Source organism: Bacillus sp. 522_BSPC (genome assembly GCF_001076885.1).
In the GTDB taxonomy this organism is placed as follows: domain Bacteria; phylum Bacillota; class Bacilli; order Bacillales; family Cytobacillaceae; genus Niallia; species Niallia hominis.
Window position 1 is genome coordinate 1 of sequence record NZ_JVDT01000200.1, and the last position, 16,611, is coordinate 16,611.

Consider the following 16,611-nt stretch of genomic DNA (forward strand, 5'->3'; position numbering starts at 1 on the left):
TTGGGTGTCTAGGAAAGGGCTAGCCCTTTCCTAGACACCCAAATCAACACTTCGAACAAATCTATTTGAATACGAAGGTGATCATCTACCTTGAGAAGTTGAAAAGTCATTTACACAAAAATATTGACAGTACCTTAATTTTATTTACAATTGATAAAAACTAGATATTATGCCCCATTTTGAAAGTTTTTTCACAAACGTTTTCAAGGAAAAAGTGTGCGTTTTCACACCTCTCCTATCAATGGCCGTGAGCAAATGTCCCTACTCCCATATTTCATAAAACAGTTAGTTGACAGAATATTTCAATGTTCGCTAAGATTATACCGTAATCTTACAAATTATTTTTTACGAGGTGAAGACATGGTATTATCGAAAAAATCATTAAGAGTATTAGCTGGGCTCTCACTAGCAGCAACAGTAAGTTTTTCAGCGGGCGTACCAAGCGCACTAGCCGTTACACAACCTGAGGCAGATACTCCTCTACAGAAGGAAAATCTTCAGAAGTTAACGGTTCAAGGAGTAACAGAACTCTCAAATGGAGTCAAATTTGATCTTGGTTCATACGAAGGTTATATTCGTATATTTGACAAAGATCTTGTGAAAGTTTCTGTTGTAGAAAAAGGCGAAGAGGAATTCGAATCAAGAGGAATTGAGAAAAAAGAAAGTGAATGGAAACGTGTGCCATTTAGTGCAAACGGTAGCGCAGATGAATACACAATCAAAACAGATGAAATTACGGTTAAAATTAACTTAAAGCAATTCGGAGTGAAATTCCTTGATAAAGAAGGAAATGTCATTAACGAAGATTATTTAAACCAAGGTGCAACTTCAGGTTATGAAAATGGCAAGCCTTATGTGTTTAAGAAAACGAATGAAAACGAAGACTTTTATGGTTTTGGTGAGCAAACTGGATTAGAAGTCAATAAACGCGGGGATAGCATAGGTTTATGGAATACGGATGCTTATGCATACACTAAAGATACTAAGTATGTATATACATCTATTCCCTTTTTCATCGGATTAAAAGATAAAAAAGCATATGGAATTTTCTTTGATAATACACATCGTTCATACTACGAGATGGCAAGTGAGTCTGATGACTATTACTACTTCTATGCAAACGGCGGAAAATTAACATACTATTTTGCATATGGTCCGGAAATTGGTGATGTAATTGATCGTTATACTGAATTAACAGGTAAAATGGATATTCCAGCAAAATGGTCATTAGGGTTGCATCAAAGTAAGTGGGGATATACCGCGGATGAAATTCTGAATGTTGCAAAAACTTATCGAGAAAAGAATATCCCACTAGATACAATGCACTTTGATATTGATTATATGGATGGCTATCGAGTGTTTACATGGAACCAACAATATAAGGATGCATTAACGAAATTAAAAGAGATGGAAGGATTCCATGCAATTGCGATTAATGATCCAGCTGTTAAGCAAGATGAGAATTACAGCATTTATCAAGAAGGAACGAGTAAAGACTTCTGGGCGAAAAATCCAGATGGCTCGAACTACATTGGACCAGTATGGCCTGGTGATTCTGCTTTCCCTGATTTCTCTAAACAAGAGGTACGTGATTGGTGGGCTAAACATCATGATGTGCTATTAAATGCAGGAATTGATGGGATTTGGAATGATATGAATGAACCAGCTGTTTTCATTGATGATGACAGACATGCTCATACATTACCGCTAGATACGTATTTTGGATATGAAGACAACAAAATTCTTCATACTGAGTACCATAACTTATATGGCCATGATGAAGCAGAAGCTACTTATGATGCGTTTAAAATGCATAAACCAGGCACTCGTCCATTCGTTTTAACTCGTGATATGTATGCAGGTACACAACGCTATGCTGCATTATGGACAGGTGATAACGTTAGTAACTGGGAACACTTAGAAATGTCACTACCAATGAATATGAACGTTGGAATGTCAGGGGTCGCATTTGTAGGAAATGATATTGGTGGTTTTGCAGCTCGCCCAGATGCAGAATTATTCGCTCGATGGATTGAGGTAGGAGCATTCTTGCCGTTTTCTCGTATTCACTATGATAGTGATGAAAAAGCAGAAATTAAACAAGGTCAAGAACCATGGGCATTTGGTCCAGAAGTTGAGGCAATCAGTAAGAAATACATTGAAATGCGCTATAAATTATTACCATACTTATATAATCAATTTAAAGAAGCAGCAGATACTGGTAAACCGGTTCAACAACCGCTAGTCTACCAATTCCAAAATGATGAGAAAACAAATGATATAAGTGATCAGTACATGTTCGGTGATTCGATGATGCTAGCACCCGTTGTGAAACAAGGTCAAACTTCTCGTGAAGTTTATTTACCAAAAGACGTAAAGTGGACAGACTATTGGACTGGAAAAGAATATGAAGGCGGACAAACGATTACAGTTGATGCACCACTTGATCATATGCCAATCTTTGTGAAAAATGAGTCAATCATCCCAACACGTGAAGTACAGCAATATACAGATGAAAAGCCACTTACAAATCTAGTGCTTGACACATATTTAGAAGAAGAGGCAACATATTCATTCTATGAAGATGATGGTGCAACAGAAGACTACAAAACTGGTGAATATAACATTACAGAGTTCGAGGTAGAACAAAAACCAAACCATATTACATTTAAACAAAAACAAAAGGTTAAAAAATACTCTGACTCAAAGGTACAGCAATACACATTAAAATTAAACAATACAGAAAAACCTTCAAAAATCCAAGCAGGTAAAAATAAATACAAACCAGTTGGATCAATCGAAGAAACTCAAGGGAAACCAAACACATTCTTTTATGATGAAAATGCGAAAGTTCTTTATGTAAGTATCCCTGCTGATGAGAAGAAGAAAGTACAAATTCGTTAATCAAGATATAAGAGAGGGAAAGAAGGGACGAAAGAATCGTTCCTTCTTGTCAGCATTAATGGTCAATTTTATCTTTTCATTAAAATTATCGAAAAGGGGAATAAATTTACTTCAGGATTTATTGTAACAGCATTACTGACCATATCATTTATTCAACCTATTAATCAGGCATTGGCTAAACAAATAAAACCTGAGCAAGTCGAAAATGTCAGTGTCCAGAAAGAACAAAAACTATCTGAAATTAATGGTAGGGCTCAATGGGATAGAAGTTCACTATCATTTATTGATCAAAATGAAAATTGTTCCTGTATTTCTGCTACCATAAAAAATGGACAAGATTCAAGAGCCATGCAAGGTGAAGTAAAATATGAGGTCTACTGGTCTGCAAAAGGAAACCCTAAAAATAGTGAATTGGTTTATTCCGGAAGTGTTGCCCCTTTAAACCCTGGGGAAACGAAATAAGTTATGCTCTAGATCCAAATAAACCAGGAAATTATATTTTCAAAGCCTATCAACGTCCAGGACATCCTGGAAAAGGAGAATTATGGAGTGAATCCATAACTGTGAAAGAAAAGACAGATTATACAGATCTTCAGCGACCACTAGATCAACTTTTTCATTCTAGTGTTGAAAATGGAACAGCGACATTTACCATTCTAGAAGGTATGGACCCTGTTGTAATCAGCTTTTCGAGCTATGTATACCCTGAGGGAACATTACCTCAAGAAGATGGTAAACCTTATGAGGGTCAAAAAGTATATGATACGATCACGAATGTTTATGGGCCTGGAACATATACAATTACAATTGATATACCGGAAAATGGACTTTGGCAAGCGGATTTATACTTAGGGTGTGTGATTGAAGAGTTGTCAGAGAGCGGACATCCAATTGAAAAAATAATTGATGCCGATTATAGTTGGAAGAAATAAATATATCGCCTATTAACAACAAAACATAAACAAATATAGCATCCAAAAAAGGGACTAATTTGATCGTTAGTTCCCTTTAATAATAAGAAAGTTGTGTAAAAATGAGGAGTTAGATTTTATGTTATCAAAAAAAAAGTATCTATTAATTTTCTTATCTATTATTTTTTTATTATTAATAATAATAGGTTTGACGACGTACTCCAATTCATCTCCTAATCAAGACCACAAAGAGGATTCATCTGAAATTATACCAAAACATTCAAACATTATTAAAACAATTTCAACTGATAAAGCAGCCTATCATTATGATGACACGGTGAAATTTAATGCTCAATTGAAAAAAGGACTAACAGAAGGAATTCTAACCATTACATATTACCATTTAGATAACGTTATTTCGAAACTAGAAGTAAAAGTAGCGGAAAATAGTAAAGAAGTACACTGGGAATGGCAGCCGCCAAAAGAGGATTTTAAAGGGTATTTCGTCCATGTTCAGTATACATCTGATTCAATACAAGAGGATCATACGATTGCAGTTGATGTTTCAAGTGATTGGTCCCAATTTCCTCGCTACGGGTTTTTATCAAACTTTCAAGACCAATCTATGGAGAAAATGGATTCTGTCATTTCCCAACTGAACCGCTATCACATCAATGGTTTACAATTTTATGATTGGCATTTTAAGCATCATCAACCACTTAAAGTAGAAAACAATGGCGCAGCAGCAAATTGGGAGGATATTGCTAATCGTCCAATCTATCTCGAAACGATCAAAAATTATATTCAGCTTGCTCATGATCGCAACATGACAACGATGGCATATAACCTTTTGTATGGTGCTTTTTCTGAAGCAGAAAAGGATGGTGTGAATAAAGAATGGCGTTTATTTAAGGATCAACAGAAAAATGAACATGATTATCACCCACTACCAGATGAATGGAAAAGTGACGTATTTCTAGTAAACCCAGGAAATTCTGATTGGCAGAACTATCTCATTGACCAACAAAAACGTGTATATGAAGCTCTTCCATTCGATGGATGGCATATTGACCAGCTTGGTCCTAGAGGCGAGGTCTATGATTTTGATGGAAATCAGGTTGCAATCGATGAAACCTTTCTTCCGTTTTTACAACGTATAAAAAATGAAGCACAGGATAAACGTATTGTTATGAATGCGGTAAACCAGTACGGTCAAAAACAAATTGTAAGCTCGCCAATTGACTTTTTATATACAGAGGTATGGGATCATTTTAAATATTACGGTGATTTAAAACAAATTATTGATGAGAATAATTCCGATTCTAAGGGGACTAAAAATACAGTGTTAGCAGCATATATGAACTATGAATCTTCCAATCAAATTGGAGAATTTAATACGCCGGGTATTTTATTAGCTAACAGTGTCATCTTTGCATCGGGAGGTGCTCATTTAGAATTAGGGGAGCATATGCTTTCAAAAGAATATTTTCCTCATAATAACTTTAAAATGGATCAATCTTTGCAAAGTAGCCTTATTACCTATTATGATTTTTTAGTTGCCTATGAAAACTTGCTTCGTGATAACATGCATGAGGCTTCACTTGCGGTTCATTCACCTGATTGGGTTCTTTTCTCTTCTCAACCGGAACAAGGAAAAGTATGGAGCTTTGCAAAACAAAAAGCAAATAAAAAAGTTATACACTTTATTAACTTTGTAGATGCTACAACACTAGAGTGGCGTGATACAAATGCAAGTCAAGCACAGCCTCAAGATCGTCAAAAGTTAACTGTTGAGCTTGAAGAGACTAAAGCTATAAAAAAAGTTTGGCTTGCTTCACCGGATATTGAGAATGGTTTACCTAACTCACTTACTTTTAAACAGGAAAATGGGAAAGTAACATTTACCCTGCCGAGTCTAAAATACTGGGACATGGTTGTAGTGGAGTACGAATAATGTTTTTGGGGACAGTCCCAAAAAGTGGACTAAAGGTGTCATATCTTCCGATGAAAATATTTAAACAGGAAGATATGACACCTTTTTTTGTTCTTCAATGAAGAAACGGTATATAAGACACAAATTTTGTAATATAAGCGATTTAAAATGATAGCGCTTTCCTGGATAATGAAAATCATTAGCTATTCTTAAGAATGGGGAGGTTATTTCATTGAGTAAACACAATAGAAGCAAGAAAAAGAGTAGGGAAAGAAAGAAAGGGTTATTTTACAAGATCAGTGCTTTTTCTATTCTTTCTACGATGGCATTAACAACAGCACTAACAGGAACTGCTTCTGCACAGGACAGCCCATATACAAGGCAAGGGGCAGGACCGATGTATTTTATGACATATGAACATCAGTGGACGAAAAATACATTTATGCCTGAGAAACGGTTGAAGGAAAATATTGATTGGATGGCTAAAAACTTCCTACCTTACGGCTATGACATGGTTTCAACTGATGGTTGGATTGAAGGTGCAACTTTGCTTAATAAAAATGGCTATGTTGTAAGTCATAATGATAAATGGATGACCAATCCAATGAATATGGATGGGACGGAGGAAGAATTCGAGCTAGGAATCCTTCTAAATGGTGACTTTGAAGAGGGTGTTGACGTAGGGTGGAAAGTCGAAACAGATGCAATGTACGGAGTTGATACAAATGATGCATATGAAGGCTCTAAATTATGGGTGTATGGACCGGAACCACATACTGCTAAGGTTTCTCAAACAATAGAAGGACTTGAAAATGGAAATTATACTTTAACAGCGCGAGTGAAGTTTCCTAACGATGTTCAAAACTTTGTTGATGGAACAAGTACTGCAACTATGAAGCTGAAAAACTACAATACTACAGAAGAAAACGAACCAGCTCCTGAACAAGTTGTTGAATTAAATGACGGGCTGACAGATGAATATGGGAAAGCACGTTACGGGCTTTTCAAATTTAAAGCAGAGGTGACGAATGGACAGTTAACTGTTGAATTCAATATTGATGCAAAAGGAGATCACAGTTCTTTCCAGCTAGATAATGTTGAGCTATATAAGACAGGTGAAAAGCCGGAAGAGGACAACGAGGAAAATGAGCCGTTCCAATATCCATCTGAAAAATATCCGGATGGTCATACTTGGAAGTTCTGGGGAGCCTACTTAAAGGAAAAAGGAATGGACTTTGGCATTTACTACAATCCGTTATGGATTAGCCCTGAGGTTGTAAATAATCCTGATAAATATATTGTCATAGGAACTGAAAATAATCCTGGTGGACCGACATATGTCGTGGATTTGATTGATCAAGGTGATCCGGATGACCCGACAGATGGTGATCGATTCAACGGTGGTCAGGGGAATGAGCGTTCACTTTATTGGGTGGATGTGAATCATCCTGATGCAGAAAAATATATTAAGGGATACATTGACTTTTTTGCTGAACAGGGCGCTGATTTTCTGAGAGTTGATTTCCTGTCATGGTATGAAACAGGAACAGATGCTAATATAGGGACAGTCGGGCAAGCTCATGACAGAAAACTGTATGAAAAATCATTAAAGTGGATGTCAGAAGCATCTAAAGAAAACAATGTTCTCCTAAGTCTTGTCATGCCACATCTTATAAATCACGGTGAACTTGAACAAAAATATGGTGACATGATTCGTATTAATGAAGACACGTTTACAGGTGGCTGGGATCATATTAGCGGCAGACGTCAAGAGTGGAGACCAGGTTGGTCACAATGGGCAAATTCCTTCCAAGGCTTTACAGGCTTCTCTGATATCGGCGGCCGTTCGAGCATGATATTGGATGGTGACTTCCTTCGATTGAATACATTCACTGGTCTATATGCAGATCATGAAAAGAAAACAACTTTGTCATTGTATACACTTGCCGGCTCACCGATCGCTATTTCAGATCAGTATGATACGATTGGAGCTAACTATAAATACTATCAAAATCCTGAGCTCATTGAGTTTAATAAGGTGGGACTGGTTGGAAAACCAATTTATGAAAGCGCTAAACATTATGGGGAGTCTAATTCTAGCCGTGACAGCCAACGTTGGGTAGGTCAGCTTCCAGACGGTTCTTGGGTAGTTGGATTGTTTAATCGCAATGATGAGAGTAAATCGTTTAACTTTAATTTTAAAGAAGAGCTAGGAATTGAAAATGGCCATGTTCGTGATGTATGGGCCCATAAGGATTTAGGTATACAAACATCACATTCCGTTACACTTGAACCACATGATAGTGTTGTATTAAAAGTAATCCCGACAACGACTGAGAACGTATACGAAGCAGAAGCAGCTTCGTATAGTAAAGGAATAGAATTTGCTAATGAGCAAATTGGGCACGCTGGGTTTGGTTACTTAAATGGCATTAATGAGAAAGATGAAAGTGTAACATATGCGATTAGTGCACCAAAATCAGGCGTGTATAACTTAAAAATAGACTATTCTGCTAGTAAAGCAAGTGAGGCAATGATAGGAGTGAGGGAAGTAAGCACTGGTGAAAATACGAATTCAAAACAAGTGAAATTGAATCCAACCAATGGGAAATGGAAGGAAGCAAGAACAGAAATAGTCCTTCAAGAAGGAACCAATTTAGTACAAATTCAGAATGCTGCTGGTAACTTTAATCTGGATTCTATTACATTAGGTGAAGCAAAAGATCAAGAAAAACAATCGATTCTATTAAATGGAGATTTTAAAGCAGGCTTTGCCCACTGGAGCCGCAGTAATATGGTTAATCAGTCAATTGAAGATGGAGTTGTCCAAATTTCGAGAATGAATGAAAAAGCATTTGAATCCGATCTTTGGCAGTATGTTGTACCACAGGCTGGTACTTATGAATTAACAGCTAACATGAAACGAAGCGGTCAATTTAATGAAGCATTTCTTTATATTGAAAAAAATGGAACGATAGAAAAAGTAGAAGTTCCAGAGTCTGAAGATATGAAAAAAGTGATTATCCCTGATATAGAAGTATCTGAAGGGGATGTCTTGAAAATTGGCAATATCGCCAGTTCACAGTCTGACGGTAAGCTGACAATCGATAATATCGAGCTGAAATCAGCTTATCACAATCATTATTTCAACATAGAAAAAAATAGGAATAAAATTGAATTAACTCGTAAACAGGATAATCAAAATGAGGCAAAGCATTTTTCTCATCTAGTAAAGCTTCCAATACAAAAGATGCCTAGAAAAATACAAACAGAAAATAAAACATATAAAAAAGTAAACAGTTTTGAGGAAGTAAGAGAGAAAGTGGAAGTTTATTTCTATGATGAACAAAACAACGTATTTTTAAATATACCAACAAATGAAGAGAAGAAAATCCAAATAAAGTTCTAGCTTAGTAGAGCAGTGAAACTGATTTCGTTTCATTGCTCTACTTTTCATTTCCCTTAATCAGAGAATCATTTTACATTCATCAGGTAAAATGTTGGACCAAGATTGTTATTGAGTCTAAATAATCGTAAAATTGAGATAAATGAAGTGTAGGACAAATATTAATGAGGGTATAAGCGATGATTTATAAACTATTAAAAAAACGTTTTGCAACAAAGGTCATTGTTGTCATTCTAATTGTTTGTTTAATCCCAACTGTTTCTACTAGTTTCTTTTTTTATTATGCTGCATCAAATATTGTAAAAGAAAATGTTAGGGAATCCTCTTTACAAATTGCCAGGCAAGCCGCAGATTCTCTGAACTATATTATTTCAACAGGCAGCGATATGTCTAATCTTATTTATAGTAATGAACGAATCCAGGAAATTGTTAAGCAAAATTCCAATGAAAATATACCAATATCTGAATTTGAAGCAAATCAAGAGTATATAACCTCATTTTTAAATTCCAATATTTATTCTAGTTCATTTGTAAGGATTATTTATATCTTAAAGGATGAGGGAGTTAGCTGGGGTAGCGGGACATTTTCTCCATATAAATTATCACAAGTCAACCTTCAAGAGCTTAGCTGGGTAAAAGATTCTGTTCAAAAAGACGGAGAATTGGTATGGCAAGGGCTTCAATATGATAAATTTACCGGAGCAGGAGAAAATACTGAGCTTGTATTATCGATCAGCAGAGTAATGAAAGACTTCAATAATCTTGAAAATATTGCATATATACAAGTTTGCTTAGATGGAAATGCCATCCTTGATAAAATCAATCAATTAAAGTTAGGAAAAACAGGACGTTTTTTTGTTGTCGATGACACAGGTATGATTATGATTGATAGTAATTTGCAGAATATTAATAACCCAGTTCAAAACAAAGCGTTACGTAAGCATATCTTAAGTGATGAACTAGAATTTCAATATAAAGAAGATATTCCTTATTATGGGGTTAAACAGGAAATGGCAAATGGTTGGTCCATTGTAGGTGTGGTACCAATCAGCGAAATTACAGGTGAATTGACGACTATTCAAAGGATCACTATCTTAGCTTCAATCTTATTTGGAATTCTGTCAATCTTTATTGGCATATTAATAGCTAAACGAGTTACAGAGCCAGTTAACGTCTTAACACGTCAAATGAAATTAGTCGGAAAAGGAAACTTTAATGTACGAACAAATGTTAAATCAATTGATGAAATTGGCATGATGAGCATCCAGTTTAATCGGATGATCAACCAGGTTGAACAACTGGTAAAACAGGTAAAGGAAGAACAGTTTCAAAAACAAGAAGCTGAGTTACGGGCAATTAAACATCGAATTAACCCTCATTTTCTATTCAATACATTAAGTACGATCCGATGGTTAGTTAAATTCAACCAAACAGAGCGTACAAATGCTGCTTTATCAGCATTATCCAGTCTGTTGGAAGCAAACATGGGGAAAACAGGAACGTTCGTAACGATTAACGAAGAACTTGAAATTGTAAAGAAGTTCATGGTGATTCTACAAATTCGGTACGAACAAAATTTCATTTTGAAAACGCAGTTTGAAAGAGGAGTGGAAGATTTTCTTATTCCAAGAATGATTATACAGCCCATTGTCGAAAACGCTATTTTTCATGGTATTGTACCTACAGATAAAAAAGGGACCATTTCTATTATTGGACGAAACATCACAGACGGAGTAGAAATAGAAATTCGAGACAATGGAATAGGATTTGAAATAGATGCCTTAAAAAAGCTCCAACAAGCAACGAATCGTACAAATTCATTTGTTGGAATCGGGTTAAGGCATGTCTATGATTCTGTGAAACTCTATTTTCATAAAGACTCAAAAGTGGAACTTGAAAGTAGTCAAGAAGGCACAATTGTGAGACTTATATTGAGGTCGAAAACTAGAGGTGGAGATCATGTATAAAGTTATGATTGTTGATGATGAACCGATTATTAGATTTGGATTAAAGTCCTCCATTAACTGGGAACAAGAAAACCTTTTTTTAATTGGTGATTTTTCTAATGGAAAGCAAGCGTTAGAAGCAATAGAGGCTGTGGACCAAGTTGATATCCTTATTACGGATATTAAAATGCCGGTAATGGATGGTCTAACATTAATGAAAAAAGCGCTAAAGATAAATCCAATGTTAAAGGTCGTATTAGTAAGCAGTTATAATGAATTTGATTACGCACGGGAAGGTCTGACTCATGGTGCAATGGATTATATATTAAAACCGACTCTTGAACCGGAATCGTTTTGCAAGACCATTCAAAAATGCGTAAAAAAAATTGTTGAAGAACAAACGATTAAGAAAAAGTTAGATTCTGTAGAACGGACAAATCATTTTCGGGAAAGAAAAAAAATTGAGCAGGAAGTAAAGCGGGTTTTGCTTCAAAAACATAGAGAAACCAATATTGGTCATTTAGTTGATATATTTCAAACTCCTTTTATTGTGGTTTGTTTAAAAATGAAGCAAATTGACAAGGTAGAAGAAGAATATGGCTTTTTATTTAAAAGTCTTATTTTCGAAGAAATCCAAGAACGCTTTTATAAGTATAGAGAAGAGGGGATTAGTATTCAAATAGGGGAAAGTGAACTTTTATTCTTTATTAATAATACATGTAATCCACTTACGGACATTCATAGGTTAAAAGAGAAAGTTGAAAAAGAAGCAAAAGTCAGCTTTTCTTTTGGATATGAAGTTGTAACAGACTGTAAAGACCTAGTTACTGGATATGAACGAAGCATTTTAGCAAGTCAAAGGCATTTTTTTTATCAACATACCAATATTTTTGTTTATAAACATCCTGTGGAAGAATTCGTTCATCCTTTAAGCCTGCAGGAATTGAAAGAACTTCTTACTAATATTGATGTAGAGAACGTTCCTATCTTCCTGGATGAGAGGCTCAAACAATGGCGAAGTGAACAAATGACACCTACTGACATTAAGAAAGAGGCATGTGACATTTTAACAACACTATTTATGGAGCGGATAGAGTACTCATTTTTAATTGATCGATGCTCAGAAATTGAAAGATCCGAGTCACTGAATGATCTGAATGAATATCTCTTAAAGGGATTCGAAGCATGTGACCAATATATTACAGACCAGAAAATGAAGTCAAATACAGATAATGAGTTAATAGATAAAGCCCTTGATTTTATTCATAAACATTATACACAGGAATTGACGCTTCAACATGTTGCCGATCATATTCATATAAGCAGAAATTATTTCAGTATCTTGTTCAAACGATTTCTAGGGCAAAACTTTATTGATTATGTAATTGACCTTCGAATAAAAAAAGCTAGAGAACTATTGGTTCATACTTCTCTAAAAGTTTATGAAGTAGCAGGGAATGCTGGTTTTAATGATGTGAAATACTTTAGCAAGCTGTTTAAAAAAGTAACAGGCTCATCCCCAGGAGATTTTAGAATGCAGCATCAAAAGTAAGAAAGAGGAAGGGAATGCAAAATGCGTCAATTCCAATTAATTTTATGGTTTGCCTTATTGGGCGTTATGATCGGTTGCACAAATCAAACCATTATTGATGAACGCAGCCCTGCCAAAATAGCAGAAGATCAAGTGAATGAAAAAATTGAAATTTGGCATACGTATAGTGAACAGGAAACAAAGATATTTGAAAATGAAGTGATTCCATTATTTGAACAAGAACATCCTGAAATCGATGTAAAGCCTGTCCGTCAAGCATATAATAAACAATTAATGTCATCTCTTATTAGCAGAGCATCCGTTAATAGCACCCCGGATATTATAAGAATGGATATTACATGGATGCCTAAATTTGCTGACCTGAAACTTTTATATCCTGTTAGTAGATTTGATGATTTTGATGAATTAAAGAATCGTTTTTATGATGCACCGTTAAAATCAAATGTATTTGAAGGACGTTATTATGGTTTGCCATTAAATACAAATACAAAGGTTGCTATTTATAACCGACAAGTATTAAGGGATATTGGCTTGAAAACTCCACCTGGAAAAATGGAAGAATTCATTCAGATTGTTGAAGAGAATAACTTAAAGATCGGCATGCTAAATGTTCATACATGGGGAAGTTTGCCTTATTTTTATGGACTCGGTGGTAAATTAACAGATCCAAACTATACAAGAGCAACTGGTTATTTAGATAGTGAGGGTAGTATTAAAGCCGTTAAAAAGCTTGTTGAATTATATCGAAATTCTAATCTTCCAAAACAGATTGTGAGCGGTTATCCTGAGACATGGCAAAATATTCGAAGCGGCAATTATTTTATGATAGATGAAGGCCCTTGGTTTTATAGTGTTCAACCCAATGATGAGCTGGCCTTGATTAATAAACAAACAATTTCAGCTCCTTTTCCCGGTAATGGAGAATCTTCTTCGATTTTAGGTGGGGAAAATATTGTGATGACAAAGGGTACAAAACACCGTGAAGCTGCATGGACCTTTATGAAATGGATGACAACAGAAACACCTCAAAAGCTATTATTACAAGCAGGCTTGTTGCCGACAAACCGCCATGTTCCATTTTCAGGAATCCTTGATAAGTATCCTTATTATAAAAGCTATATTGCGAGCATAGATCAAGCCCATTTAAGGCCACAAGTCCCCGAGTGGGAACAGATAAATGAAATCTATACAAACTATTTGAGGCAAATATTCTATGAACAAGTCAGTGTTGAAGGAGGTTTAAAAAAAGCCGCAATGGAAATAGATAAATTACTCGCTCTTGATGGGTAAGAAGGTTAATCATATTACTTCAGACGTGAATTCAAATGGGGATTCACACCTGAAGTTCCTCTTTTATATCCTCAAGCAAAAAGTAAATGTTTTCCAAGTGATGAAAAGTTTCTTTAGGAAAGTTGAAAATAAAAATGTATGCTTAAACAAAAGCCCCAACGTAATACTTTAGTGTTTTATAAGAAAGTTAGACGTAAGAATTGCAGAAAAAGAACAGGCAAAAAAAGTATTTGAAGAATCAAAGGTTCCTGTAAGTGGTTCAGGTGATACTGCGACTGAAGTAATTACACTTAAAGCTGGTTGGGCAATTTTTGAAGGTTCTCATACTGGTGGGGCCAACTTTGCAGTACATCTTCAAGATGAAACTGGAAATGACATGGAACTATTAGTTAATACGATATGAAATTACAAAGGGAAAACAGTTGCTGTGATTCCTGCTGATGGTAATTATTATCTAAACGTCACCGCAGGTGGAAAATGGAATTTTAGCATCTATCAAACTCCTCGACTTGATATTGCTGAAGCCCCTACGACTTTAGAAGGCACTGGTGATGATGTCGTATTTTTCAATACTACAAGTGGCAATCATAAGTTTACCTTTAATCTCTGGATCAAGTAACTTTGCAGTCTTGCTAAATGGTTCTGATTTAATGGTAAATGAAATTGGAGCGTATCAAGGTTCGCAAAGGTACTCACTGTCAACGGATGGATATTATGGACTAGTTATTACTGCAGATGGAAAATGGTCTGTTAAAATTGAAAAATAATAAAAAGGGTTAGAGTCGCATAAAAGCACTCTAACCCTTTTATTTATTAAGGTTGTTTTCGCAAAGATTGTTGCTTTTACATACGATTTTAACTTCATAGTGAAATATAGCTCCAGACACCCGACTCCTGCGGGAAGTAGAGGAAAGGCTGAGAACCCTGCAGGCGAAGACGAGAAGGCTCAGCTTCCTCCCCGGTGCATCGTGTGTCTGGAGCGCAATGGAACCAAACTAATTTTCACCTATAGCACTGAATTAAAAACAACAAAGTATGCAAAAACAGCCTTTACTAAACATTCAAATGGAGTTTCTTTCAGGGGCTCGAAAATGGATGCATATTTTGTCATTCGTCTCTTCTAATAAGAGTGTATAATAAAATGAGAACTATATTCACTTAACTGATTGTCTCTTATGGGGAGGGATGAATGTGAAATCTGTAGAACTATATCGAACACTTATTGTCGATGATGAAAACTTAATAAGACAAGGGATAAAGCATTATATTAACTGGGAGAAGGAAGGTTTTCAAGTAATCGGTGAAGCATCAAATGGACAAGAAGCACTTGAATTAATTGAGCGGACAAACCCGCATATTATATTAACTGATATTGTGATGCCAATAATGGATGGGGAAGAACTGACAAGAATTGTGAAGGCAAAATATCCTCATATTCAAATCATTATTCTGAGCAGTTTTGCAGAATTTGATTATGTTCGATCAACTTTCCAGCATGGTGTTGTTGACTATATTTTAAAGCCAAAGCTCGATGCTGAAGGTCTACTAAAGGTATTAAAAACAGCTGTAAGCAAGATACCGGTTTCACAGAAATCTATAAAGAACAAGGATTGCTCTATTTCAGTTACTTACTTAATGGATCGGTTACTTTCAGGCTATCAGGATACATCTGATCCCAATTTGATTTCAGAAGTTTTTCCGCATTCTACTTTTTATTTATTGGCAGTAGATTTTCCTACTAAAGGAGATGAATATTTTAAAGATAAGCTTATCTCCGTCTTTAATGATCAACTGAAAGATGCTGTGCATTACAGTTTTCATGGTGAACCACATGTCATTGTGTTTCTTATCAACATAAATGATAAAGAGCTTATTAAAGTTCTAGATCTTTCTAAACAGTTAGCGAATAGTGAGAATGAAGCTTGTTTTGCCATAAGCAAAGGTTTTAATGATTTTTATGAGGTGGGTAACGTGTATAAAAATGAGATAAAGCCCATGCTGAATTATCGTTTTTATTTTCCGGAAGAAAACGTATTGTATCAAGAAACAATGCCGACTGAGGCTGTTAAAATCCCCTCGTTTAATTTGGACTGGTTTACAAATGAATTTAAGCATGAGCGCTTTGAAATTGTCTTTGATTATTTACAGAAATATATAACAGAGTTTTTGACTTTTTTTACAACGGACGTGTTTGAATATAAATCTTTCCATGAAAACATTATATTTACGATAACGGTTCTCCTCAACAATATGGGTTATGATGTAAATGAATTGGAGAATGAAAAATTTAAGTATTTTAATTCAATCGATGAAGCGGGTTCAGCAGGTGAGGTTGTGGAACTTATGCATCAATTCCTTTCAGAAGTCAAAAAAGCCATTCACGAAAAAAACCATCATTCATCTAAGTCAAATATGAAAATGATGTTGGAATATATCCAGAATCATTATGCAGAACCACTTACCCTTACCGATGTAGCAAACCATTTTCATTTTAACCCTACGTATTTATCAAGCTATTTTGCATCTAATAATCGCGAAGGATTTAATGAATATTTAAATAAAGTACGAATTGAGGAAGCAACAAAGCTATTAATCCATGATACGATGCCGATTGCAGAGATAAGTGGTATGAGTAAAATGTTTGTGGGAGAATAAATATCCTTTTTGTC

General features: G+C 35.3%; 10 protein-coding genes. All 10 read left to right on the plus strand.

Annotated features, from left to right (window positions below; all coding sequences use genetic code 11):
- Positions 1–360: 360 nt before the first annotated feature.
- The 10 genes from ADJ83_RS16735 (at position 361) to ADJ83_RS16780 (ending at position 16,597) form a co-directional block, all read left to right on the plus strand.
- Positions 361–2,904: a glycoside hydrolase family 31 protein gene (locus ADJ83_RS16735; RefSeq protein ID WP_031539438.1), complete on the plus strand. Its 2,544-nt coding sequence runs from the start codon at positions 361–363 to the stop codon at positions 2,902–2,904.
- Positions 2,905–3,075: 171 nt separating this feature from the next.
- Positions 3,076–3,366 carry a hypothetical protein gene (locus ADJ83_RS16740; RefSeq protein WP_031539437.1) on the plus strand — a complete coding sequence of 97 codons (291 nt, stop codon included), beginning with the start codon at positions 3,076–3,078 and terminating at the stop codon, positions 3,364–3,366.
- A gap of 101 nt (positions 3,367–3,467) precedes the next feature.
- Entirely contained in the window at positions 3,468–3,836 is a 369-nt protein-coding gene (locus ADJ83_RS16745) for a hypothetical protein (RefSeq protein ID WP_031539436.1), read from the plus strand.
- A gap of 118 nt (positions 3,837–3,954) precedes the next feature.
- Complete coding sequence (locus ADJ83_RS16750; RefSeq protein ID WP_031539434.1) at positions 3,955–5,769, plus strand: glycoside hydrolase family 66 protein; 1,815 nt, start codon at positions 3,955–3,957, stop codon at positions 5,767–5,769.
- 211 nt (positions 5,770–5,980) lie between these two features.
- Positions 5,981–9,157 (plus strand): CBM35 domain-containing protein, encoded by a 3,177-nt coding sequence (locus ADJ83_RS16755; protein ID WP_048718469.1) that lies wholly within the window; start codon positions 5,981–5,983, stop codon positions 9,155–9,157.
- A gap of 176 nt (positions 9,158–9,333) precedes the next feature.
- On the plus strand, positions 9,334–11,121 hold the full coding sequence (locus ADJ83_RS16760) for a cache domain-containing sensor histidine kinase (RefSeq protein ID WP_031539429.1): 1,788 nt from the start codon (positions 9,334–9,336) through the stop codon (positions 11,119–11,121).
- Positions 11,114–12,652, plus strand: a complete 1,539-nt coding sequence (locus ADJ83_RS16765; RefSeq protein WP_031539428.1) for a response regulator transcription factor — start codon at positions 11,114–11,116, stop codon at positions 12,650–12,652. The genes ADJ83_RS16760 and ADJ83_RS16765 overlap by 8 nt, the downstream gene beginning before the upstream one ends.
- A gap of 21 nt (positions 12,653–12,673) precedes the next feature.
- Positions 12,674–13,942 (plus strand): extracellular solute-binding protein, encoded by a 1,269-nt coding sequence (locus ADJ83_RS16770; protein ID WP_048718471.1) that lies wholly within the window; start codon positions 12,674–12,676, stop codon positions 13,940–13,942.
- Positions 13,943–14,493: 551 nt separating this feature from the next.
- On the plus strand, positions 14,494–14,709 hold the full coding sequence (locus ADJ83_RS16775; protein WP_048718472.1) for a hypothetical protein: 216 nt from the start codon (positions 14,494–14,496) through the stop codon (positions 14,707–14,709).
- Between the two features lie 424 nt (positions 14,710–15,133).
- Entirely contained in the window at positions 15,134–16,597 is a 1,464-nt protein-coding gene (locus ADJ83_RS16780) for a response regulator (protein ID WP_048718474.1), read from the plus strand.
- Positions 16,598–16,611: the final 14 nt, after the last annotated feature.